This window comes from Pantoea wallisii, from assembly GCF_002095485.1.
GTDB lineage: Bacteria > Pseudomonadota > Gammaproteobacteria > Enterobacterales > Enterobacteriaceae > Pantoea > Pantoea wallisii.
On sequence record NZ_MLFS01000027.1, the window covers coordinates 31,819 to 55,848 of the forward strand.

Below are 24,030 nucleotides of genomic sequence, written 5' to 3' on the forward strand. Positions count from 1 at the left end.
TTAGGAAAACGCATAACAACGATGGCGATGAAAAAGTTGCTCATAGCGTCGCTGCTGTTTAGCAGCGCCACCGTTTACGGTGCAGACGATTTCGTAGTGAAGGACATTCATTTCGAAGGTCTCCAGCGAGTCGCCGTCGGCGCGGCTCTGCTCAGCATGCCGGTACGCGTCGGTGATACGGTGAATGATGATGACATCAGAAACACCATTCGCTCACTGTTTGCCACCGGTAACTTTGAAGATGTCCAGGTTCTGCGCGACGGAACAACCCTGATTGTTCAGGTGAAAGAACGTCCGACCATTGCCAGCATCACTTTCACCGGTAACAAAGCGGTGAAAGAGGATCAGCTGAAGCAGAACCTTGAAGCCTCTGGTGTGCGGGTCGGCGAAGCGCTTGATCGCACCACGCTCTCTTCAATCGAGAAGGGGCTGGAGGATTTCTACTACAGCGTCGGTAAATATACCGCCAGCGTCAAAGCGATTGCTACACCGCTGCCGCGCAACCGTGTCGATCTGAAATTCGTCTTCCAGGAGGGCGTGTCAGCCAAAATCCAGCAGATCAACATCGTCGGCAACAAAGCGTTTAGCTCAGACGAGCTGATCTCCCGTTTCCAGCTGCGTGATGAAGTGCCGTGGTGGAACGTGGTGGGCGATCGCAAATACCAGAAGCAGAAGCTGGCGGGCGACCTTGAGACCCTGCGCAGTTTCTATCTGGATCGCGGTTATGCGCGCTTCAACATCGATTCGACGCAGGTGAGCCTGACGCCGGACAAGAAAGGCATCTATATCACCGTCAACATCACCGAGGGCGATCAGTACAAGATTGCCGGCGTGATCGTTAACGGCAGTATGGCGGGCCACTCCGCAGAGATTGAACATCTGACGCAGATTCCAAGCGGCGAGCTGTATAACGGCACCAAAGTTACGCAGATGGAAGATGACATCAAGAAACTGCTGGGTCGCTACGGCTATGCCTATCCGCGCGTGGTGACGCAGCCGGAGATCAACGACGCTGACAAGACCGTGAAGCTGCATATTAATGTGGATGCCGGCAACCGCTACTACGTGCGTAAAGTGCGCTTTGAAGGTAACGACACCTCGAAAGATGCGGTACTGCGCCGCGAGATGCGTCAGATGGAAGGCGCATGGCTGGGCAGCGATCTGGTTGACCAGGGTAAAGAGCGTCTGAACCGTACCGGTTACTTTGAAACCGTGGATGTCGATACCCAACGCGTGGCGGGCTCGCCAGACCAGGTGGATGTGGTTTACAAGGTGAAGGAGCGTAACACCGGTACCTTCAACTTTGGTGTGGGCTACGGCACAGAAAGTGGCGTTAGCTTCCAGGTAGGCGTCACACAGGACAACTGGCTCGGCACCGGTAATACCGTGGGTATTAGCGGGACCAAAAACGATTACCAGACCTATGCAGAGTTCTCACTGACCGATCCGTACTTCACGGTTGACGGCGTGAGCCTTGGCGGTCGTTTATTCTATAACGACTTTAAAGCGGATGACGCGGACCTGTCAGACTACACCAACAAAAGCTACGGTGTAGACGGAACGCTGGGCTTCCCGGTCAATGAAAACAACACGCTGCGCGTTGGTTTAGGTTACGTCCACAATGACCTGTCCAATATGCGTCCACAGATTGCGATGTGGCGTTACCTGGATTCAGTGGGACGTCACCAGGGGCTGAACGACGACGGTGAGTTCTCAACCAACGACTTCACCTTCAACTACGGCTGGACGTATAACACGCTGGACCGCGGCTTCTTCCCGACACGGGGTAACCGCACCAACCTGAACGGTAAAGTGACCATTCCGGGCTCCGATAACGCCTTCTACAAAGCGACACTGGATACCCAGCAGTACGTACCGTTGAACCGTGACGGCACCTGGGTGGTGCTGGGACGTGGCCGTGTAGGATATGGTGATGGGCTCGATGGCAAAGAGATGCCGTTCTATGAGAACTTCTATGCCGGTGGTTCCAGCACCGTGCGTGGCTTCCAGTCCAACACCATTGGTCCGAAAGCTGCCTATCTCAATGACGGCTCGTCCTCCTGTAATCTGACCGATCCAAACGGTGTCTGTAAGTCAGATGACGCAGTAGGCGGTAACGCCATGGCAATTGCCAGCCTTGAGCTGATCACGCCAACGCCGTTCCTGAGCGAGAAATACGCTAACTCGGTGCGTACTTCGGTGTTTATGGATGCCGGTACGGTCTGGGATACCAAATGGCAGAACACTGCAGAAACACGCGCGGCGGGCATTCCGGATTACAGCGATCCAAACAATATTCGCGTCTCTGCGGGTGTTGCATTGCAGTGGATGTCGCCACTGGGACCGTTGGTATTCTCGTATGCCCAGCCGGTGAAGAAAGTCGAGGGAGACAAAGCAGAGCAGTTCCAGTTTAACATCGGTAAAACCTGGTAATGTTCTGAGCACGGAAGCAGAAACGAAGTACGGCATCGCTCCAGCGCCCGCGGGCTGGCTGGACGATGCAAACACTGTGTCGCTGACACAAACGTTGATGGTAAGGAGTTAATAGTGAAAAAGTTGTTGTGTGCCGCAGGTCTGGGTCTTGCTTTAGCGGTTTCCGCTGGCGTTCAGGCTGCTGACAAAATCGCAGTGGTAAACGTGTCCAGCATTTTCCAACAGTTACCGCAACGTGCGACCGTTGCTAAACAGCTGGAGAGTGAGTTCCAGGGCCGTGCCAACGATCTGCAAAGCCAGGAGCGCGATCTGCAGACCAAAATGCAGAAACTGCAGCGTGATGCTTCAACCATGAAGGCCAGCGAACGCAGCCGCATGGAAAAAGACATCATGTCACAGCGCGAAGCGTTCTCCACGAAAGCGCAGGCTTTCGATCAGGATAACCGCCGTCGTCAGACTGAAGAGCGTAACAAACTGCTGAGCCGCATCCAGGATGCTGTGAAGAAGGTTGCTGACAGCGAAGGTTATGACGTTGTTATCGACGCCAACGCCGTTGCTTACGCGTCAAACGCGAAAGACATTACTGCTGACGTGCTGAAACAGGTTAAATAATCGATGTCATCTATTCGACTGGCTGATTTAGCCCAGCAGTTGGATGCAGAATTGCACGGAGATGGCGATATCGCCATCTCCGGCATTGCTTCTATGCAATCCGCCACCCCTGGTCAAATCACTTTTCTTTCAAACAGCCGCTACCGCGAGCAGCTCGCAAACGTTCAGGCTTCAGCCGTGGTGCTGACGGAAGCGGATCTGGAGTGGTGTAAAACCGCCGCGCTGGTGGTGAAAAATCCTTACCTGACCTATGCCCGCATGGCACAACTGCTGGACACTACGCCGCAGCCCGCGCAAAATATCGCGCCCAGTGCAGTTATCGATCCTGGCGCGAAGCTGGGGAACAACGTTTCGATCGGGGCCAATGCGGTAATCGAATCGGATGTTGAGCTGGGCGATGATGTCGTTATCGGCGCCGGCTGCTTTGTGGGCAAACGTACACGTATTGGTCGCGGTTCACGCCTGTGGGCCAACGTGACGATTTACCACGAAATTCAGATAGGCCAGGATTGTCTGATTCAGTCAGGCACCGTTATTGGTGCTGATGGTTTTGGCTATGCCAACGATCGCGGCAACTGGGTGAAAATTCCGCAGCTGGGCACGGTTATCATTGGCGATCGGGTCGAAATTGGTGCCTGTACGACCATCGATCGTGGTGCTCTTGATAACACTCTGATCGGCAATGGTGTTATCATAGACAACCAGTGTCAGATTGCGCACAACGTTGTGATCGGGGATAACACCGCGGTTGCCGGTGGTGTGATCATGGCGGGTAGTCTGAAGATTGGACGTTACTGTATGATTGGCGGTGCCAGCGTCATTAACGGCCATATGGAGATCTGTGACAAAGTCACCGTAACCGGTATGGGCATGGTCATGCGCCCAATCACAGAGCCTGGGGTATACTCATCGGGTATCCCACTGCAACCCAACAAAACCTGGCGTAAAACGGCAGCTTTAGTGATGAACATCGATGACATGAGCAAACGCTTAAAAGCCATCGAACGCAAGCTCGGCAAAGACGAGTAAGCGCACCACGCTAGCCGCTTTCATAATAAAGCAGCGTACCTTCTCTTCACTCCGGAACACTCCAGCGTGCGGCGGCAGGTATCTTAAGTAAGTGAAACGCCACTGAACTGATTTGCGGCCTGCGAATGATCATTTGATCGGTGCAGGCCGTGTTATTGTTGCCATCAGATTTTTAGGACAGGAAGAGTATTTTGACAACTGAAACGCATACTCTGAAAATTGAAGAGATTTTAGAACTGCTGCCGCACCGCTATCCGTTTTTGCTGGTTGATCGCGTGCTGGATTTTGAAGAGCACAAATATCTGCGTGCGGTAAAGAACGTTTCTGTTAATGAACCGTTTTTCCAGGGCCATTTCCCTGGTAAACCGATTTTCCCAGGCGTTCTGATTCTGGAAGCGATGGCGCAGGCGACCGGTATTCTGGCGTTCAAAAGCGTCGGTAAGCTGGAACCAGGCGAGCTCTACTACTTTGCCGGTATCGACGAAGCGCGCTTCAAGCGCCCGGTGGTACCAGGCGACCAGATGATCATGGAAGTGACCTCGAGAAAACCCGTCGTGGTCTGACGCGTTTTAAAGGCGTTGCCACCGTTGACGGCAAAATTGTCTGTGAAGCGACCATGATGTGTGCCCGTAGCCGGGAGGCATAATTAGTGATTGATTCAACCGCCATTATTCATCCGACGTCCATCATTGAAGAGGGTGCCGTGATCGGTGCCAATGTTCACATCGGCCCGTTCTGCATCGTTGGTGCTAATGTGGAGATCGGTGAAGGGACGGTACTCAAATCACACGTTGTGGTGAATGGCCACACGCGTATCGGCAAAGATAACCAGATCTACCAGTTCGTTTCGATTGGTGAAGTGAACCAGGATCTGAAATATGCCGGTGAGCCGACCCGTGTTGAAGTTGGCGATCGCAACCGCATCCGCGAGAGCGTCACCATCCATCGCGGCACCACGCAGGGCGGCAACCTGACCAAAGTCGGCAGTGATAATCTGCTGATGGTCAATGCTCACGTTGCACATGACTGCGTAATCGGTAACCGCTGCATTCTGGCCAACAACGCCACGCTGGGCGGCCATGTGACCATTGATGATTTTGCTATCATCGGCGGTATGACGGCGGTGCATCAGTGGTGCACTATCGGCGCACACGTGATGGTCGGCGGTTGTTCTGGCGTTGCGCAGGATGTACCGCCGTACGTTATCGCTCAGGGCAACCATGCCACGCCGTTTGGCGTGAACATTGAAGGCCTGAAGCGCCGTGGCTTTAGCAAAGAGGCGCTACACGCTATCCGCAACGCGTACAAACTGCTGTACCGCAGCGGCAAAACGCTGGATGAAGTGAAGCCAGAGATCGAAGCGCTGGCGAAGCAGCACAGCGAAGTGCAGCCTTTCTACGACTTCTTTGCCCGTTCTACCCGTGGATTGATCCGTTAATCCATGTCAGTGCGTCCCTTAACGATTGCCCTGGTCGCCGGAGAAACCTCCGGCGATATTCTTGGTGCAGGTCTCATCCGTGCGCTTAAAGCGCGCCATCCCGATGCGCGCTTTGTGGGCGTGGCCGGCCCGCTGATGCAGGCCGAGGCTGTGAAGCCTGGTATGAGATGGAAGAGCTGGCGGTAATGGGCATTGTGGAAGTGCTTGGTCGGCTGCGCCGTTTACTGCACATTCGCAAAGATTTGACGCAGCGCTTTAGCACGCTCAAACCTGATGTGTTTGTCGGCATTGATGCACCCGATTTCAATATCACGCTTGAGGGCAACCTCAAACGCGCCGGTATTCGTACTATTCACTATGTCAGCCCTTCAGTCTGGGCCTGGCGCCAGAAGCGCGTATTCAAAATTGGCCGCAACACTAATCTTGTGCTGGCCTTTCTGCCGTTTGAAAAAGCCTTTTACGATCGGTATAACGTGCCGTGCCGCTTTATTGGTCACACCATGGCCGATGCCATGCCGCTGCAGCCCGACAAAGCCGCTGCGCGCCGTGAATTAGGGATTGCTGAAGAGGCGATTTGTCTTGGCCTGCTGCCGGGCAGTCGTGGGGCAGAAGTGGAGATGCTCAGCGCGGATTTCCTGCGTGCTGCACAGCTGCTGCGCCAGCGTTACCCGACGCTGGAGATCGTTGTACCGCTGGTAAACGCCAAACGCCGTGAGCAGTTTGAGCAGATCAAAGCGGAGGTAGCACCAGAGCTGCCCATGCATCTGCTGGATGGCAAAGGCCGTCAGGCTATGCTGGCCAGCGACGCCGCAATCCTGGCATCCGGCACTGCCGCGCTGGAGTGCATGCTGGCAAAATGCCCGATGGTGGTGGGCTATCGCATGAAGCCCTTTACCTTCTGGCTGGCAAAACGGCTGGTTAAAACGCCTTACGTCTCGCTGCCTAATCTGCTGGCCGGGCGCGAGCTGGTGAAAGAGCTGTTGCAGGACGAATGCCAGCCGGAGGCACTGGCCTCCGCGCTTGAACCACTGCTGCACGCTGGACCGGAGCGCGACGCACTGCTGCACACCTTTACTGAATTACACCAGCAGATTCGCTGGAATGCCGACGAGCAGGCCGCGGATGCAGTACTGGAGATCGCCAATGGCTGATTTTATTTATCCCGATGCCCGGCTGATTGCCGGCGTTGACGAAGTCGGACGCGGTCCGCTGGTGGGCGCAGTGGTGACCGCGGCCGTGATCCTCGATCCTGCCCGGCCGATTGTCGGTCTGGCGGATTCAAAAAAGCTGTCTGAAAAGCGCCGTCTGGCGTTATACGATGAGATCAAAGAGAAGGCGCTGGCCTGGAGCCTGGGGCGCGCTGAACCGGAAGAGATCGATCGGCTCAATATTCTGCACGCCACCATGCTTGCCATGCAGCGCGCGGTGGCAGGATTAGCGATTGCCCCCGATTTTGTGTTGATTGACGGTAATCGCTGTCCGGCCTTGCCGATGCCATCGCTGGCGGTGGTGAAGGGCGATAGCCTGGTACGTGAGATCAGTGCAGCCTCAATCATTGCGAAGGTCACGCGCGATCGTGAAATGGCCGAGCTGGATGTACAATTCCCGCAGTATGGCTTCGCCCGGCACAAAGGCTATCCCACTGCGCTGCACATGGAAAAACTGACGCAGTTTGGCGTCACACCTCACCATCGCCGCAGCTTTGCGCCGGTGCGTAACGCCCTGATTGATGCTGACGTGCTGGCGGCACGCACGACAACTACGCTTTAATAGCCTGACGCTGTTTTAACCGGAAACTGATATGGCTGAACCCCGTTTTATACATCTGCGCGTCCATAGCGACTACTCGATGGTTGATGGTCTGGCAAAAACCGGGCCGCTGGTAAAAAAAGCCGCGGCGCTGGGCATGCCGGCCATTGCCATCACGGACTACATCAATCTGTGCGGGCTGGTGCGCTTCTACGGCAGCGCACACAGCGCAGGCATCAAGCCGATTGTCGGCGCTGATTTTCACGTCGCCAGCGAGTTAATGGGTGATGAGCTGACGCAGCTGACGGTGCTGGCGGCAAATAACACGGGTTATCAGAACCTGACGCTGCTGATTTCGCGTGCCTATCAGCGCGGTTACGGCATTGCCGGCCCGATTATCGATCGCGACTGGCTGGCTGAGCTGGGCGAAGGCCTGATTCTGCTCTCCGGGGGTCGGCGTGGTGATGTTGGCCGCAGCCTGCTGCGCGGCAACAGTGCGCTGGTGGCTCAGTGCCTCAGCTTCTATCAGCAACACTTTCCTAATCGTTACTACCTTGAACTGACGCGTACCGGTCGCGCCGACGAAGAGGCGTATCTGCATGCCGCCGTTGAACTGGCGATTGCCGAAGGCGTGCCGGTGGTGGCCACCAACGAAGTCTGCTTCCTGAATGAAGAGGATTTTGACGCGCATGAAATCCGCGTAGCGATTCACGACGGCTACACGCTGGACGATCCCAAGCGTCCGCGCAATTACAGTCCTCAGCAATATATGCGCAGCGAAGAGGAGATGTGCGAGCTGTTCTCGGACATCCCGGAAGCGCTGGCAAACAGCGTAGAGATTGCTAAGCGTTGTAACGTCACGGTACGCCTTGGCGAGTACTTCCTGCCGCAATTCCCGACCGGTGAAATGACCACCGAAGACTTCCTGGTGATGAAGTCCCGCGAGGGGCTGGAGGAGCGTCTGGCATTTCTGTTCCCGGATGCGGAAGAGCGCGCGCAGAAACGTCCGGAGTACGATGAGCGTCTGGAGATTGAACTTAACGTTATCAACCAGATGGGTTTCCCCGGCTACTTCCTGATCGTGATGGAGTTTATTCAGTGGTCGAAGGATAACGGCATCCCGGTTGGACCGGGCCGTGGTTCCGGCGCCGGTTCGCTGGTGGCCTATGCGCTGAAAATCACCGACCTCGACCCGCTGGAGTTTGACCTGCTGTTCGAACGTTTCCTTAACCCGGAACGTGTCTCGATGCCCGACTTCGACGTCGATTTCTGCATGGAGAAACGTGACCAGGTGATCGATCACGTGGCGGAGATGTACGGGCGCGAAGCGGTTTCGCAGATCATTACCTTCGGTACGATGGCGGCGAAAGCGGTTATCCGCGACGTGGGCCGCGTGCTCGGGCATCCGTATGGCTTCGTGGATCGCATCTCCAAGCTGATCCCGCCCGATCCCGGTATGACGCTGGAGAAAGCGTTCCAGGCTGAGCCACAGCTGCCGGAAATTTACGAGGCAGACGAAGAGGTCAAAGCGCTGATCGACATGGCGCGTAAGCTGGAAGGCGTTACGCGTAACGCCGGTAAACACGCCGGTGGTGTGGTTATCGCGCCGACCAAAATCACCGATTTTGCCCCGCTTTACTGTGACGAGAACGGCCAGTTCCCGGTGACGCAGTTCGATAAGAACGATGTAGAGTATGCCGGACTGGTGAAGTTTGACTTCCTCGGTCTGCGCACGCTAACCATCATCGACTGGGCGCTGAAGATGATCAACCCGCGCCGTGAGAAGCAAGGGTTACCGCCGATCGATATCGCCGCGATTCCGCTGGATGACAAGAAAAGCTTCGACATGCTGCAGCGTTCGGAGACCACCGCCGTATTCCAGCTTGAATCGCGCGGCATGAAAGATCTGATTAAGCGCCTGAAGCCGGACTGCTTCGAAGATATGATCGCACTGGTGGCGCTGTTCCGTCCGGGGCCGCTGCAGTCAGGCATGGTGGACAACTTTATTGACCGTAAGCACGGGCGTGAAGAGATCTCCTATCCGGATATTCAGTGGCAGCATGAAACCCTGAAGCCGGTACTGGAACCCACCTACGGCATTATCCTGTATCAGGAACAGGTGATGCAGATTGCGCAGGTGCTCTCCGGCTATACGCTGGGCGGCGCAGATATGCTGCGACGCGCGATGGGTAAAAAGAAACCCGAAGAGATGGCCAAGCAGCGTTCGGTATTCAAGGACGGCGCGGAGCAGATGGGCGTCGACGGCGAGCTGTCGATGAAGATCTTCGACCTGGTAGAGAAATTTGCCGGTTACGGTTTTAACAAGTCGCACTCCGCCGCTTATGCGCTGGTCTCCTATCAGACACTGTGGCTGAAAGCGCACTATCCGGCCGAGTTCATGGCAGCGGTTATGACCGCCGATATGGATAACACAGAGAAGGTGGTCGGCCTGGTGGACGAGTGCTGGCGCATGGGGCTGAAGGTGCTGCCGCCGGACATTAACTCCGGGCTCTATCCCTTCCACGTCAATGACGAAGGGGAGATCGTGTACGGCATCGGCGCCATTAAAGGCGTGGGTGAAGGCCCCATTGAAGCGATTCTTGAGGCACGTAATCAGGGCGGCTACTTTAAAGAGCTGTTCGATCTCTGTGCCCGTACCGACACGAAGAAGATCAACCGCCGCGTGATGGAGAAGCTGATCATGTCGGGGGCGTTTGATCGGCTGGGTCCACATCGCGCTGCGTTAATGAGCGCGCTGGGCGATGCGCTGAAAGCTGCCGATCAGCATGCCAAAGCCGAAGCCATCGGGCAGGCGGATATGTTTGGCGTGCTGGCGGATGAGCCGGAACAGGTGGAGAATTCCTACGCCAGCGTTACGCCGTGGCCGGAGCAGGTGCAGCTGGATGGCGAGCGGGAGACGCTCGGCCTGTATCTGACCGGCCATCCGATTAATCAGTATCTGAAAGAGATTGATCGCTACGTTGGCGGCATGCGCCTGAAAGACATGCATCCAACAGAACGTGGTAAAGTAATCGTCGCGGCGGGGCTGGTGATTGCCGCCCGCGTGATGGTCACCAAGCGCGGCAACCGAATTGGTATTTGTACTCTCGACGACCGCTCTGGTCGTTTAGAAGTGATGTTATTTACCGATGCGTTAGATAAATACCAGCAGTTGCTGGAGAAGGACCGTATCCTGATCGTCAGTGGACAGGTCAGCTTTGATGACTTTAGCGGTGGACTTAAAATGACCGCCCGTGAAGTTATGGACATCGACGAAGCGCGGGAAAAATACGCGCGTGGACTTGCTATCTCGCTGACGGACAGGCAAATTGATGACCAGCTTTTAAACCGTCTCCGCCAGTCTCTGGAGCCTCACCGCTCCGGGACGATTCCGGTGCATCTCTATTACCAGAGAGCAGATGCGCGGGCGAAGCTGCGTTTCGGTGCAGCGTGGCGTATTTCGCCCAGCGATCGTTTACTTAACGATTTGCGGTCGTTAGTAGGGTCGGAGCAGGTGGAACTGGAGTTTGACTAAAACAGGAACATTATGAGTCTTAATTACCTGGATTTTGAGCAGCCAATCGCAGAACTGGAAGCGAAGATCGATTCGCTGAAATCGATTGGTCGTTCGGATGAAAAACACGATATTAATCTGGATGAAGAAGTGCAGCGTCTGCGCGAGAAAAGCGTCGAGCTGACCCGTAAGATCTTCTCCGATTTGGGTGCATGGCAGGTTGCGCAGCTGGCGCGCCATCCGTTGCGTCCTTACACGCTGGATTATGTCCGTAACGCGTTTGATGACTTTGACGAGCTGGCGGGCGATCGCGCTTACGCGGATGACAAAGCCATTGTCGGCGGCATTGCCCGTTTAGACGGGCGCCCGGTGATGATCATTGGTCATCAGAAAGGCCGCGAAACCAAAGAGAAAATCCGCCGCAACTTCGGTATGCCTGCACCAGAAGGCTATCGTAAAGCGCTACGTCTGATGGAGATGGCAGAGCGCTTCAAAATGCCTCTGATTACCTTCATCGATACGCCTGGTGCTTATCCGGGCGTGGGTGCAGAAGAGCGTGGCCAGTCAGAAGCGATTGCACGTAACCTGCGCGAGATGTCCGGGCTGAAGATTCCGGTGATTTGTACCGTGATCGGTGAGGGCGGCTCCGGTGGCGCGCTGGCTATCGGCGTTGGCGATAAAGTGAATATGTTGCAGTACAGCACCTATTCGGTGATTTCACCGGAAGGCTGTGCGTCGATTCTGTGGAAAAGCGCCGATAAGGCGCCGCTGGCTGCCGAAGCGATGGGCATCACAGCCGATCGTCTGAAAGAGCTGAAGCTGATCGATTCGATCATTCCTGAACCTTTGGGCGGCGCGCATCGTCACCCGGTGGATATGGCTGCGGCGCTGAAACAGCAGCTGCTGGCGGATCTGGCCGATCTCGATGTGCTGAACACCGAAGAGCTGCTCAACCGCCGCTATCAGCGTTTGATGAGCTACGGCTACGCGTAAATACGTTGGCTGGTATAAGAAAGCGGACTCCGGTCCGCTTTTTTTATGCCTGTTTTCTGCTGTGGGATCACCGCGCTGTTAATCTGCGTAGGGTGGCCATTTATGGCCACCTGGTTCGCGGGCGTCGCTGCAGGTTAGGGTGTCTGGTCCGGACAAGGCCAGCCCGATCGCAAAGACACAACGCATCCCTGCAGATCGGCCGGGCCATCCCTGGCCCGGACGCTTTGCTCTTCGGGCTGGCCTGGTCCGGCCCCACAGCGTTCTGCGTCGCAGTTGCCCCGCAGCGTTCTGCGTCGCGACAGGCGAGTGCAATTAATTGTTGCGGCGCGATTAATCGCGCCAGACCTATTCAGCCCCGCTTTCCGGAACATTCACCCGCCACTTTTCGCTATCCTTATTCAGTGCCACAACACCACAGGAGGTGAGCATTGAATATTATTGCGATCATGGGACCGCACGGCGCGTTCTACAAAGATGAACCGATTCGCGAGCTGGATGCAGCGCTTAAGCTTCAGGGTTTTCAAACCGTCTATCCCAGCAACGCCAGCGACCTGCTGAAACTGATCGAACACAATCCGCGCATCTGCGGCGTCGTCTTTGACTGGGATGAATACAGTCTGGCGCTGTGCAGCGATATCAATCAGCTTAACGAATCCCTGCCGCTGTACGCTTTCATTAACACGCACTCCCAGATGGATGTCAGCATTAATGAGATGCGCATGGCGCTGCAGTTCTTTGAATATGCGCTTAATGCTGCCGATGACATCGCGCTGCACATCCGGCAATACACCGATGAGTACATCGATAAAATTATGCCGCCGCTGACTAAAGCGCTGTTCACGTACGTCAAAGAGGGCAAGTACACCTTCTGTACGCCGGGCCATATGGGCGGCACCGCGTTTCAAAAAAGCCCGGTCGGCAGCCTGTTTTATGATTTTTTCGGCGCGAACACGTTAAAGGCGGATGTCTCAATATCGGTGACTGAACTCGGCTCGCTACTGGATCACACCGGCCCGCATTTAGAGGCGGAGGAGTATGTGGCGCGCACCTTTGGTGCCGAACAGAGCTATATGGTGACCAACGGTACCTCAACCTCCAATAAAATCGTGGGGATGTACGCGGCGCCTGCGGGCAGCACGGTACTGATTGACCGCAACTGCCATAAGTCGCTGACGCACCTGCTGATGATGAGCGACATTATCCCGATTTGGCTCAAGCCAACGCGCAACGCGCTGGGAATTTTAGGCGGCATTCCGCAGCGTGAATTTACCCGCGACAACATCCAATACAAAGTGGATAACACGCCGCGCGCCAGCTGGCCGGTGCATGCGGTGATCACGAACTCTACCTATGACGGCCTGCTGTATAACACCCAATACATCAAACAAACGCTGGAGGTGCCGTCGATCCACTTTGACTCCGCCTGGGTGCCGTACACCAACTTTCACCCGATTTACGCCGGCAAAAGCGGCATGAGCGGTGAGCGGATTCCCGGCAAAGTGATTTATGAAACCCAGTCAACGCACAAACTGCTGGCAGCGTTTTCTCAGGCCTCGCTGATTCATATCAAGGGGGATTACGATCACGACACCTTCAACGAAGCGTACATGATGCACACCACCACCTCACCGAGCTATGCGATCGTCTCCTCAATTGAAACGGCGGCGGCGATGCTGCGCGGTAATCCGGGCAAAAGGCTGATTAATCGCTCGGTGGAGCGGGCGCTGCATTTCCGGCGCGAAATACAGCGGCTGCGTGAAGAGTCAGATGGCTGGTTCTTTGATATCTGGCAGCCTGAACAGGTTGATGAAGCAGAGTGCTGGGCAATCCAGCCGGGTGACGAGGCGTGGCACGGCTTTACCCTGGCGGATCGCGATCACATGTATCTCGATCCGATCAAAGTCACTATTCTGACGCCGGGCATGAGCGAGTTGGGTGAGATGGCGGAAGAGGGGATCCCGGCGGCGCTGGTGGCAAAATTCCTTGATCAGCGCGGCATCGTAGTAGAGAAAACCGGACCGTACAATCTGCTGTTCCTGTTCAGTATCGGCATTGATAAAACCAAAGCGATGAGCGTACTGCGCGGCCTGACGGAGTTCAAACGCGCTTACGATCTCAACCTGCGGGTGAAAAATATGCTGCCGGATCTTTATGCCGAAGATCCGGATTTCTATCGCAATATGCGTATCCAGACGCTGGCGCAGGGTATCCATCAGCTGATCCTGCAACACGATCTGCCGCGCCTGATGCTCAAAGCCTTTGACGTGCTGCCTGAGATGAAAATGACGCCGCACCAGGCGTTTCAGCGCCAGGTTAAGGGGCAGGTGGAGACTGTGGATATCCGTGAGCTGGTGGGGCGCATCTCTGCCAACATGATTCTGCCCTATCCGCCAGGCGTGCCGCTGGTGATGCCCGGTGAGATGATCACGGAGCAGAGTCGCGCGGTACTCGATTTCCTGCTGATGCTCTGCACCATCGGACGGCACTATCCCGGCTTCGAGACGGATATTCACGGCGCCACCTTAACCGAAGATGGACGCTATCTGGTGCGCGTGCTACGTGAGGATAACCCACGTTAAGTTCGGATAAATGCCTCTTTTCAGCATGGCACAGGGCACGTAGGCTAAGCGGCTCAGAATCATACCGGAGCCGCTATGCTGCAGATAAAACAGATCCACCACATCGCCATTATTGCCACCGATTATCAGCGCAGTAAGGCGTTTTATTGTGACGTATTGGGCTTTGAGTTACTGGGTGAGTACTACCGTGCCGAACGCGATTCATGGAAAGGGGATCTTGGCCTGAAGGGTGTCTATACCATTGAGCTGTTCTCGTTCCCTTCACCGCCGCCGCGCGTCAGCGGGCCGGAAGCCTGCGGCCTGCGCCATCTGGCGTTCTGCGTAGAGGATGTGGAACAGTCGGTTGCTGCGCTGGCGGACAAGGGCGTCGTGTGCGAGCCCATTCGCATTGACGCGCTGACCGGCAAAGCCTGTACCTTCTTCCCCGATCCGGACGGTTTGCCGCTGGAGCTCTATCAGGCGTAAAATAGCGCCCGCTGCGGGCCGCAATCAGGCGGCTCGCTCTGACGGAACGCGCGCATGTCTCTTCCTTCTCTTACTGCCCAACTGCAACCCGACGGCTGTTATGCCGTGGCGTTCAGCGGCGGGCTGGACTCTACCGTACTGCTGCATCAACTGGTGTGCTGGCAACAGCAGCACCCGCAGCTGCGCGTGCGTGCGTTGCATGTACATCATGGCCTGAGCCCCAATGCCGACAGCTGGGCGGAGCACGCTCTTCGCATCTGCCAGCAGTGGCAGATTCCCTGTGCGGTGTTGCGTGTGCAGGTAGATAGCCGTGACAGCGGTATCGAAGCGGCAGCGCGGACCGTACGTTATCAGGCGCTGTTTGCTGATCTGCAGCCCGGTGAGCAGCTGCTGACGGCTCAGCATCTCGACGATCAGTGTGAAACCCTGTTGCTGGCGTTGAAGCGCGGCAGCGGTCCGGCCGGGCTGGCGTCGATGCCGGCGCAGCGTCAGTACGGTGCGCATCAGCATCTGCGTCCGCTGTTGTCGGTCAGCCGCCAGCAGCTGGAGAGCTATGCGATGCAACATCAGCTCAGCTGGATTGAGGACGAAAGCAATGCCGATGTCCGCTACGATCGTAACTTTCTGCGCCAGCAGATTTTGCCGCTGCTACAGGCGCGCTGGCCGCACTTCAGCGCTGCCGCTGCGCGCAGTGCCGCGCTGTGCGGTGAGCAGGAGCAACTGCTTGATGAACTGCTGGCGGAGCAGCTGGCACAGCTCACCGATCAGCAGGGCGCGCTGCATTTCCCGCCGCTGTTGGCCATGAGTGAAGCGCGACGTCACGCGCTGCTGCGCCGCTGGATTACCCGCCAGGGCGGTGCCATGCCGTCACGTGAGGCGCTCAGGCGTATTACCGATGAGGTTATGCACTGCCGGGAGGACGCACAGCCCTGTCTGCGCTTCGGCGCTTTTGTACTCAGGCGCTATCGTGAGCAGCTTTTCTGGTTGCCGCACCAGACCTCATTACGTCAGCATGCGCTGGTCTGGCATACGCTTAGCCAGCCGCTGTCACTGCCGGATGGGCTGGGAACCGTGCAGGCTGATTTCACGACGTGCGCCATGCGGCTGCCGGCAGAGGATGAACAGATCAATGTTCGCTTTCAGGCGCACGGCTATTATCACCTGCAAGGCCGTGCTGGCGGCCGCGAGATGAAAAAACTGTGGCAGGAGTTAGGCGTTCCGCCGTGGCAGCGTGAACGTATCCCGTTGATTTACTACAACCAGACACTTATGGCTGCTCCGGGGCTGTTTATTACCCGAGAAGGCGCAACCCGCGATACAGCGGGCTGGCAGGCGATCTGGTCACAACAATAACAGGAAGAGCAATGATGAAACACTGGATGGCAGCTGCGTTGCTGGCTGCGACTTTACCGGCCTTTGCAGAGGGCGATGCCAATGCCGGCGCACAGAAAGCGGCGAGCTGTATGGCGTGTCACGGTGCGGAAGGGAAAAGCGCGGTACCGCTCTATCCGAATCTGGCCGGACAGCATGCGCCGTATTTGCTGCACTCACTGCAGGCTTACAAAAAAGGGGAGCGCAGCGGCGGACAGGCTGAAGTGATGAAAGCGTTTGTGGCAGGGCTGAGCGATCAGGATATGGAAGATTTGTCGGCGTATTACAGCTCGCTTAAGCCGTAAGCGGGAAGGGCGGGAGAGGTTTCCCGCCCGTGAGAGGGATTACTCGTCTTCGCTGACGATAACCGTACCCAGATCGGGATGGCTGAAGCTGGCGATATGGTCAAGCCGCAGTTCGCGGGTTTCTCCGGAGAGATCCACCACCAGATATTCGACGTTTTTACGCGAAACCATATCTACGGCTTTCGCCTTGAGATGATCGCCATTTTTCAGTTCCAGCGACAGCGTCCAGTGTTTGGTGCAGGCGAGTTCGAGGTTGTCGTAATCATCGCAATTGATGGGTTTGTAGGCTTCATTCGTCAACATAGTCGCTCACCAATAAGTTTGCAGCGGCATACGCTGCTTGTTCCCTGACAGAAGAGTTTAGCGCAGAATTAGCGGCAATATCATTGAGTGCATTCAGCGCGCAGCCAATCGCGTCCGGCACATACCCCAGGTCGCCGCTACCGATTTCGGCATACTTCTGGCGAACTAACTCACAATACTTTTGCACTTACACCTCCTCAGCAGAGCATTAATACTCTGGTTGATATGCGACTATATCACAGGGTTTTCATGGAAATCAGCCTGGGGGCCGCAGGATGGAGACAAAGAAAATGAGAAAAGTGACAGCCAGCACTGGACTCAGCAGTTCAGGCTGCGCACAAAAGGTTAAGTTGATGAACAGGTTATTTAACGATACAACGCCGCTGTTAACGGCGGGTGACAGATGATTGTGCTGTCACGTTCGGTTGCACTTCCCGACAATGAGGTAGAGCTTAGTGCCATTCGTGCTCAGGGGGCGGGTGGCCAGCATGTGAACAAAACCTCTACCGCCATTCACCTGCGCTTCGATATTGCGGCCTCATCGCTGCCCGCTTTTTACAAGGAGCGCCTGCTGGCGGCGAACCATCACCTTATCACTGCCGATGGCGTGGTGATCATTAAGGCGCAGGAGTACCGCAGCCAGGAGATGAACCGCGAAGCGGCCCTGCAGCGGCTGATAAATCTGATTCAGGAGTTGACCACACCAGAAAAAGTGCGGCGCGCCACGCGACCTACGCGGGCATCGAAAGAGCGGCGGCTGGAGGGAAAATCACGCCGCAGTAGTGTCAAAGCTATGCGCGGCAAAGTGCGCTAAAAAAAACGCCTCCGGCTGGAGGCGTTTACGCTTACTTGTTAAGGGCTTTCGTCAGGAAAGCGATGATATCGTGCTGCTTAATCATCTGCTTCTCGCTGGCAGAGCGAGATTTATACTCAATCTCTTCGTTATCAAGATTGCGATCGCCGATGACGATAGTGTGCGGCACGCCAATCAGCTCCATGTCCGCGAACATCACGCCCGGGCGCTCTTTACGGTCATCAAGAATGACGTCGATGCCTTTAGCGCGCAGCTCGCTGTAGAGCTGCTCTGCCAGCTCTTTCACGCGGAAAGATTTGTGCATGTTCATCGGCAAAATCGCCACTTCGAACGGTGCCAGCGCCGCCGGCCAGATGATGCCGCGTTCGTCATGGTTCTGCTCAATGGCTGCAGCCACCACGCGGGTGATGCCGATGCCGTAGCAACCCATGGTCATAACCTGGTTACGCCCATCTTCGCCCTGCACGGCGGCTTTCATCGCATCCGAATATTTGGTACCCAGCTGGAAGATGTGGCCGACTTCGATACCGCGTTTAATCTGCAGAACACCTTTACCGTCCGGACTTGGATCGCCCTCTACTACGTTACGGATATCCTCTACGCGCGCTTCCGGCAGATCGCGACCCCAGTTGATGCCCACAAAGTGCTGACCATCAATGTTTGCGCCGGCAGAGAAGTCGCTCATTTTGGCGACGGTACGGTCGGCAATCACCGGAATGGTCAGGCCAACCGGGCCGATAGAGCCGAAACCAGCACCGACGACGGCGCGGATCTCCTCTTCGCTGCCCATCTCCAGCGGTGCAGCCACGATATCCAGATGCTCCGCTTTGATCTCGTTCAGCTCATGGTCGCCGCGTACCAGCAGGGCAACCAGCGCATGGCCGCTCTCCCCGGTCGCCTTGACGATCAGTGTCTTAACGGTTTTCTCAACCGGAATCTGATGCTGCTCAACCAGCTCGGCGATGGTTTTAGCATTCGGCGTAGCGAACTGCGTCATCGCTTGCGTGGCAGCCGGACGCTCACCCGCAGGGGCCAGCGCTTCTGCTTTCTCAATGTTGGCCGCGTAATCGGATTCGCTGGAGAAGATCACATCGTCTTCGCCGCTCTGCGCCAGGACCTGGAACTCATGCGAACCGCTACCGCCGATGGAGCCGGTATCGGCCTGCACCGCACGGAAATCCAGACCCATACGGCTAAAGCTCTGGCTGTATGCGCGGTACATCGCGTCGTAGGTCTCCTGCAGAGACTCCTGCGACGTATGGAATGAGTAGGCGTCTTTCATCACGAACTCACGTGAACGCATGACGCCAAAGCGCGGGCGCACTTCGTCACGGAACTTGGTCTGAATCTGGTACAGGTTCAGCGGCAGCTGCTTGTACGAGCTCAGCTCGTTGCGGATCAGATCGGTCACCACCTCTTCATGCGTCGGGCCCAGCACGAACGGACGCTCATGGCGATCTTTAATGCGCAGCAGTTCCGGGCCGTACTGCTCCCAACGACCGCTCTCTTCCCACAAATCGGCAGGCTGTACCACCGGCATAGAGATCTCAATCGCGCCCGCGTTGTTCATCTCTTCGCGCACGATGTTTTCGACTTTTCGCAGTACGCGAATACCGGTTGGCAACCAGGTATAGAGACCGGAAGCCAGTTTGCGGATCATACCGGCGCGCAGCATCAGCTGGTGGCTGATCACTTCCGCGTCAGAAGGTGTCTCCTTCAGGGTGGAGAGCAGATATTGAGTAGTACGCATTGATTACGATTCCAGTTGTACGGAAGGACACGGACAAAAATTTGCTGGCGGCTAGTGTACCAGCGAGATCAATCACTCAAAAGCTTGTTTTCACGCGGATCAAGGGCGAGCACCTCAGTGCCTGTCTCATCAATGCGCCAGCGCACATTAAAATCGAGCAGCCAGGCGGCATACTCGCGATCGCGGCTTTCACCTTTGCGGTAAGCCGGGCGCGGATCCTGTGCCAGCACGTCAGTGATAAAGCGCATCAGCTGAGGATGATGACGCTGCTGTTGCTGGATCTGCTGCTGTGCCAGCGGTGAGAAGCGTATCGGCATACTGGCATCGGGCGCGGTCTGCGCGAAGCCAGCGCGCGCATCCGGCAGCGCTTCGGCAAAGGCAGATAGGGTTTGATATCCACTACCGGCGTGCCATCCACTAAATCAAGGCTGCCCAGCTGCAAAATCACCTGCTGCTTCTCACAGCGTATGCCTTTCAGCTCTACCAGCGACATGCCGATCGGGTTCGGGCGGAAGGTAGAGCGTGTCGCAAACACCCCCATGCGCGCATTGCCGCCAAGGCGCGGCGGACGCACGGTAGGGCGCCAGCCACCCTCCATCGTTTGATGAAAGACAAACAGCACCCACAGGTGGCTAAAGGCTTCCAGGCCGCGCACGGCTTCCGGCTGATTATAAGGCGGCAGCAGATGCAGCTCGCCGCCGCCATCCCGGACCAGCCCCGGCTGGCGCGGCACGGCGAACTTCTCTTTCCACGGCGATCGAATCACGCCAATTTGCGCGAAGGCAAATTCACTCATTGATTCGAGACTTTCAGCGCGGAGCCCTGACACACCGCCTGGCGGTAGCAGCCTGGCGTGCTGGTCACGATTTCGCATTTGTGCAGCAGAACCGCATTGGCCTTCATTCCAGCAGCTTTAATCTGCAGGCGCTTACGTGCGGTATTGAGATTGGGTGGCGAATCCTGGTTGCTGCTCTGGCAATCTTCACCAGCCACTTCACCCAGATCGCGGAACGGGTTGCTCACCAGGTCAGCGGCATCGGTGTAGATTTTTACCGGCGCCGGACGTGGAGCTGGCTTGTGCTGGGTTTCACTGGATGACTGCTGCGGGCGAGACGGAGCACTGCTTATCGGGTGATATTCACGAACACACCCGGTCAGCATCAATGCCAACAAGCAGAGCGGTAAAAAACGCATGGCAACATCCTCATGTAATAAAAAGTGGCGTTATTGAAACAAGGACGACCACAAATAACAAGTGAGCTGCGACATGCAGAAATAGAAAGGGCGGCCGAAGCCGCCCTGCAAGGCATGAAAAGTGAAACTTACCAGCCTTTCACTGCGCCGCCGTTGAAGATTTTATTAGCGGCTTCAGAGACCTCGTCAGATTGGTAAGCCTGCACGAATTTCTTCACGTTTTCCGCGTCTTTATTGTCTTCACGGCTCACGATCAGGTTCACGTAAGGGGAGTCTTTGTCTTCAACAAAGATGCCGTCTTTCGCTGGCGTCAGGCCAATCTGGCTGGCATAAGTGGTGTTGATTACCGCCAGAGCGATTTGTTGATCGTCCAGTGAGCGTGGCAGCTGCGGAGCTTCCAGTTCAACAATCTTCAGGTTTTTCGGGTTACCGGTGATATCCAGTGAGGTTGGCAGCAGGCCAACACCATCCTTCAGTTTGATCAGACCCACTTTCTGCAGCAGCAGCAGGGAGCGGCCAAGGTTGGTTGGATCGTTGGGGATAGCGATTTGCGCACCGTTCTGCAACTCATCCAGCGATTTGATCTTTTTCGAGTAACCGGCGATCGGGTAAACGAATGAGTTACCGACCGATACCAGCTTATAGCCGCGATCTTTGATCTGCTGATCCAGATACGGTTTGTGCTGGAAGGCGTTGACGTCGATATCGCCTTTGCTCAGCGCTTCGTTTGGCAGCACGTAGTCGTTAAACGTCACCAGCTCAACATCCAGGCCGTACTTGTCTTTAGCTACTTTTACCGCCGCTTCCGCGACCTGCTGCTCGGCACCGACAATCACACCCACTTTAATATGGTTGGGATCTTTTTCTTTCTGATCGCATCCTGCCAGCGCAATCGCGCCAATTAACGCACCCAGAGCGGCAATCTTTTTAAAGGTAATAGCCATATCCATTCCTTAATAGAGAAGTATTGATGTTGTTTGCTTATTTATGGGACACAGCGCGCACAATGCGGTCGCCACAGAATTGGATTAAATACACCAGAACGACCAGCAGAATCAGTACGGTATTCATCACGGTGGCGTTATAACCGATGTAACCGTACTGATATCCGATCTGGCCCAGACCGCCAGCGCCAACGGCTCCGCCCATTGCAGAGTAGCCGACCAGCGTAATCAGGGTAATTGTAGCGGCATTCACCAGACCCGGCAGCGCTTCCGGCAGCAGCACTTTACGCACGATCTGCAGCGGCGTAGCGCCCATTGCGCGTGAGGCTTCAATCAAGCCGGTTGGCAGCTCCAGCAGGGCGTTTTCGACCATACGTGCAATAAAGGGAGCAGCACCGACGGTGAGCGGCACAATCGCTGCCTGCAGACCAATCGACGTACCGACAATCGCACGGGTAAAGGGAATCATCCACACCAGCAGGATGATGAACGGAATAGAGCGGAAGATGTTTACCAGCGCAGACAGCACGCGATACAGCGCCGTATTGGCAAGAATCTGCCCCGGACGCGTGACGTAAAGCAGTACGCCTACCGGCAGACCGAGCACAAAACCAAAGAAGCCGGAGACGAAGGTCATCATCAGCGTTTCCCAGACGCCACGCGTCAGTAACCACAGCATCGCTTCAGACATAACCCAGCACCTCTACTTTTACATGATTCTCTTTCAGCCAGGCAATCGCGGCTTGCGTATCTGTTTCACTGCCGTCCATCTCAGCCAGCATAATGCCGAACTTTACACCACCGGCATAATCCATCTGCGCGCTGATGATGTTGTTATTCACGTTGAAGCGACGCGCAGCTTCAGAGAGCAGTGGCGCATCAACCGATTTACCGGTGAATTCAAGGCGCAGCAGCGGCACACTATCCGCGATGGCGGTTGCACTCATACGCTGTTGGTAATCGTCCGGAATATCCAGGTGCAGCGTGGACTGAATAAACTGCTGCGCCAGTGGCGTTTTCGGATGGGAGAACACTTCGCTTACGCTGTCTTTTTCAATCAGCTCACCGTTGCTGATCACGGCAACCTGATCGCAGATGCGCTTTACTACATCCATCTCATGGGTGATCAACAGAATAGTAATACCGAGACGGCGGTTAATGTCCTTCAGCAGTTCAAGGATAGAGCGCGTGGTTGCCGGATCGAGCGCGCTGGTGGCTTCATCGCAGAGCAGCACTTTAGGATTGCTTGCCAGCGCACGGGCAATCGCCACGCGCTGCTTCTGACCACCGGACAGATTCGCTGGCCAGCTATCGTGCTTATCCGCAAGACCAACCAGCTCCAGTAACTCTTTCACGCGCTTCTTTATCTCTTCGCGCGACAGGCTGCCCAGCTCCAGCGGAAGCGCAACGTTGCCAGACACGGTACGGGAGTTCATCAGATTAAAGTGCTGGAAAATCATGCCAATCTGACGGCGGGCCTGAGTTAACTGCCCGGAGGAGAAGGCGGTAAGATCCTGACCATCAACCAGTACGCGACCGGATGTCGGACGCTCAAGCAGATTGACGCAGCGAATCAGCGTACTTTTACCGGCACCGGATGAGCCGATGACGCCATAAATTTGTCCGGCAGGCACGTGCAGGCTAACGTTGGATAACGCCTGCACAGTACGTGACCCCTGCTGGAACACTTTGGTAATGTTTTCGAGTTTAATCATTTGTTTAATAGTTATCGTGTTGCGTTGTCCGTGGTGTATCGGCTTTCGCGCAGCCGCGCTGTGCGAAATTTGAATGGATGTTAAGGCATCCAGACGGCTAAATCAATCGAAGTCAATCAATCTGCGATTCTCCCGGCACACACAATCATGCGATACTGCGCGACATTATTTGCAGCAGGAGTTTCTACGTGGCGAACAAAGTCCCGGCTATTTTTCTTGATCGTGATGGCACCCTGAATATCGATCATGGCTATGTGCATGAGATCGACAATTTTCAGTTTATAGATGGCACCATTGAAGCGCTGCAGGCGTTAAAGAAGATGGGCTATGCGCTGGTGCTGGTGACAAACCAATCCGGTATCGCGCGCGGCATGTTTACGGAAGAGCAGTTCATGCAACTGACCGAGTGGATGGACTGGTCACTGGCGGACCGTGACGTCGATCTCGACGGTATCTATTTCTGCCCGCATTTACCCGATGCAAAAGTAGAGGCGTATCGACAGAGTTGCGACTGCCGTAAGCCGCAGCCAGGAATGTTGCTTTCAGCTCAGCAGGAGCTGGATATCGATATGGCCTCTTCTTATATGGTTGGCGATAAATTAGAAGATATGCAGGCAGCGCTGGCAGCAGGAGTAGGAACAAAAGTACTGGTCCGCAGTGGCAAACCCGTAACGGCAGAGGGTGAAGCAGCCGCCGACTGGGTTCTTAATAGTCTGGCGGACCTGCCGGCACGCATTAAAAAGGCGTAAATACAGGCGTATTGCACAAATTTCAAACGAACGGTAAAAAAGTTGAAATTTGCACTTGCGCTTCCGCAGAGTC

The 24,030-nt window shown here is 55.7% G+C and carries 20 protein-coding genes and 3 pseudogenes; 15 read left to right on the forward strand and 8 right to left on the reverse strand.

The features are described from left to right. The first annotated feature begins 21 nt into the window (after positions 1 to 21). The 13 genes and pseudogenes from bamA to HA48_RS11425 all read left to right on the forward strand — a co-directional run bounded on the left by bamA (position 22) and on the right by HA48_RS11425 (position 16,488). A complete protein-coding gene (gene bamA / locus HA48_RS11365) occupies positions 22 to 2,433 on the forward strand; it encodes an outer membrane protein assembly factor BamA (protein ID WP_128601425.1) in 2,412 nt (803 codons plus the stop codon). Between the two features lie 114 nt (positions 2,434 to 2,547). Further along, entirely contained in the window at positions 2,548 to 3,045 is a 498-nt protein-coding gene (gene skp / locus HA48_RS11370) for a molecular chaperone Skp (protein ID WP_128601408.1), read from the forward strand. A 3-nt stretch (positions 3,046 to 3,048) separates the two neighbouring features. After that, complete coding sequence (gene lpxD / locus HA48_RS11375) at positions 3,049 to 4,074, forward strand: UDP-3-O-(3-hydroxymyristoyl)glucosamine N-acyltransferase (RefSeq protein ID WP_128601409.1); 1,026 nt, start codon at positions 3,049 to 3,051, stop codon at positions 4,072 to 4,074. A 191-nt stretch (positions 4,075 to 4,265) separates the two neighbouring features. Continuing rightward, a pseudogene (gene fabZ / locus HA48_RS11380) lies at positions 4,266 to 4,720 on the forward strand (3-hydroxyacyl-ACP dehydratase FabZ). Positions 4,721 to 4,723: 3 nt separating this feature from the next. Then, positions 4,724 to 5,512, forward strand: a complete 789-nt coding sequence (lpxA, locus tag HA48_RS11385; RefSeq protein ID WP_128601410.1) for an acyl-ACP--UDP-N-acetylglucosamine O-acyltransferase — start codon at positions 4,724 to 4,726, stop codon at positions 5,510 to 5,512. Positions 5,513 to 5,515: 3 nt separating this feature from the next. Next, positions 5,516 to 6,663, forward strand: a pseudogene (gene lpxB / locus HA48_RS11390) (lipid-A-disaccharide synthase). Continuing rightward, entirely contained in the window at positions 6,656 to 7,282 is a 627-nt protein-coding gene (rnhB, locus tag HA48_RS11395; RefSeq protein ID WP_128601411.1) for a ribonuclease HII, read from the forward strand. The pseudogene lpxB and the gene rnhB overlap by 8 nt, the downstream one beginning before the upstream one ends. A gap of 31 nt (positions 7,283 to 7,313) precedes the next feature. After that, entirely contained in the window at positions 7,314 to 10,796 is a 3,483-nt protein-coding gene (dnaE, locus tag HA48_RS11400; protein WP_128601412.1) for a DNA polymerase III subunit alpha, read from the forward strand. 12 nt (positions 10,797 to 10,808) lie between these two features. After that, positions 10,809 to 11,768, forward strand: coding sequence for an acetyl-CoA carboxylase carboxyl transferase subunit alpha (gene accA, locus HA48_RS11405; protein WP_128601413.1), 960 nt, complete (start codon positions 10,809 to 10,811; stop codon positions 11,766 to 11,768). A gap of 428 nt (positions 11,769 to 12,196) precedes the next feature. After that, positions 12,197 to 14,347, forward strand: coding sequence for a lysine decarboxylase LdcC (locus HA48_RS11410; protein ID WP_128601414.1), 2,151 nt, complete (start codon positions 12,197 to 12,199; stop codon positions 14,345 to 14,347). Between the two features lie 75 nt (positions 14,348 to 14,422). Continuing rightward, positions 14,423 to 14,812, forward strand: a complete 390-nt coding sequence (locus HA48_RS11415) for a VOC family protein (protein ID WP_128601415.1) — start codon at positions 14,423 to 14,425, stop codon at positions 14,810 to 14,812. Between the two features lie 54 nt (positions 14,813 to 14,866). After that, positions 14,867 to 16,165, forward strand: coding sequence for a tRNA lysidine(34) synthetase TilS (tilS, locus tag HA48_RS11420; RefSeq protein WP_128601416.1), 1,299 nt, complete (start codon positions 14,867 to 14,869; stop codon positions 16,163 to 16,165). Positions 16,166 to 16,179: 14 nt separating this feature from the next. After that, positions 16,180 to 16,488: a c-type cytochrome gene (locus tag HA48_RS11425; protein ID WP_128601426.1), complete on the forward strand. Its 309-nt coding sequence runs from the start codon at positions 16,180 to 16,182 to the stop codon at positions 16,486 to 16,488. Between the two features lie 39 nt (positions 16,489 to 16,527). Here HA48_RS11425 and rof read toward each other — a convergent pair whose 3' ends face one another. Together rof and HA48_RS11435 are read right to left on the reverse strand one after the other, a co-directional pair. Next, positions 16,528 to 16,791, reverse strand: coding sequence for a Rho-binding antiterminator (gene rof / locus HA48_RS11430; RefSeq protein ID WP_128601417.1), 264 nt, complete (start codon positions 16,789 to 16,791; stop codon positions 16,528 to 16,530). Then, positions 16,778 to 16,978 carry a YaeP family protein gene (locus HA48_RS11435; RefSeq protein ID WP_013507964.1) on the reverse strand — a complete coding sequence of 67 codons (201 nt, stop codon included), beginning with the start codon at positions 16,976 to 16,978 and terminating at the stop codon, positions 16,778 to 16,780. The genes rof and HA48_RS11435 overlap by 14 nt, the downstream gene beginning before the upstream one ends. Before the next feature lie 216 nt (positions 16,979 to 17,194). On the opposite strand from HA48_RS11435, the gene arfB reads away from it, so the two are divergent. Next, the gene (gene arfB / locus HA48_RS11440) at positions 17,195 to 17,605 is read left to right on the forward strand and encodes an alternative ribosome rescue aminoacyl-tRNA hydrolase ArfB (protein ID WP_128601418.1); all 411 of its coding nucleotides are present in this window, start codon (positions 17,195 to 17,197) and stop codon (positions 17,603 to 17,605) included. Positions 17,606 to 17,636: 31 nt separating this feature from the next. On the opposite strand, the gene proS is transcribed toward arfB, so the two are convergent. From proS to metN, 6 genes and pseudogenes are all read right to left on the reverse strand, one after another. Then, positions 17,637 to 19,355 carry a proline--tRNA ligase gene (gene proS / locus HA48_RS11445; protein ID WP_128601419.1) on the reverse strand — a complete coding sequence of 573 codons (1,719 nt, stop codon included), beginning with the start codon at positions 19,353 to 19,355 and terminating at the stop codon, positions 17,637 to 17,639. 68 nt (positions 19,356 to 19,423) lie between these two features. Then, a pseudogene (gene tsaA, locus HA48_RS11450) lies at positions 19,424 to 20,151 on the reverse strand (tRNA (N6-threonylcarbamoyladenosine(37)-N6)-methyltransferase TrmO). Continuing rightward, positions 20,148 to 20,549: an Rcs stress response system protein RcsF gene (gene rcsF / locus HA48_RS11455; RefSeq protein ID WP_128601420.1), complete on the reverse strand. Its 402-nt coding sequence runs from the start codon at positions 20,547 to 20,549 to the stop codon at positions 20,148 to 20,150. Before rcsF ends, tsaA begins: the two are co-directional and overlap by 4 nt. Before the next feature lie 128 nt (positions 20,550 to 20,677). Further along, positions 20,678 to 21,493 (reverse strand): MetQ/NlpA family lipoprotein, encoded by an 816-nt coding sequence (locus tag HA48_RS11460; protein ID WP_128601421.1) that lies wholly within the window; start codon positions 21,491 to 21,493, stop codon positions 20,678 to 20,680. 37 nt (positions 21,494 to 21,530) lie between these two features. Then, positions 21,531 to 22,184 carry a methionine ABC transporter permease MetI gene (locus HA48_RS11465; protein WP_128601422.1) on the reverse strand — a complete coding sequence of 218 codons (654 nt, stop codon included), beginning with the start codon at positions 22,182 to 22,184 and terminating at the stop codon, positions 21,531 to 21,533. Then, complete coding sequence (gene metN / locus HA48_RS11470) at positions 22,177 to 23,208, reverse strand: methionine ABC transporter ATP-binding protein MetN (RefSeq protein WP_128601423.1); 1,032 nt, start codon at positions 23,206 to 23,208, stop codon at positions 22,177 to 22,179. Before metN ends, HA48_RS11465 begins: the two co-directional genes overlap by 8 nt. A gap of 188 nt (positions 23,209 to 23,396) precedes the next feature. Between metN and gmhB the strand changes: the two genes are divergently transcribed. After that, positions 23,397 to 23,957, forward strand: coding sequence for a D-glycero-beta-D-manno-heptose 1,7-bisphosphate 7-phosphatase (gene gmhB, locus HA48_RS11475; RefSeq protein ID WP_128601424.1), 561 nt, complete (start codon positions 23,397 to 23,399; stop codon positions 23,955 to 23,957). The last annotated feature ends 73 nt before the right edge of the window (positions 23,958 to 24,030 follow it).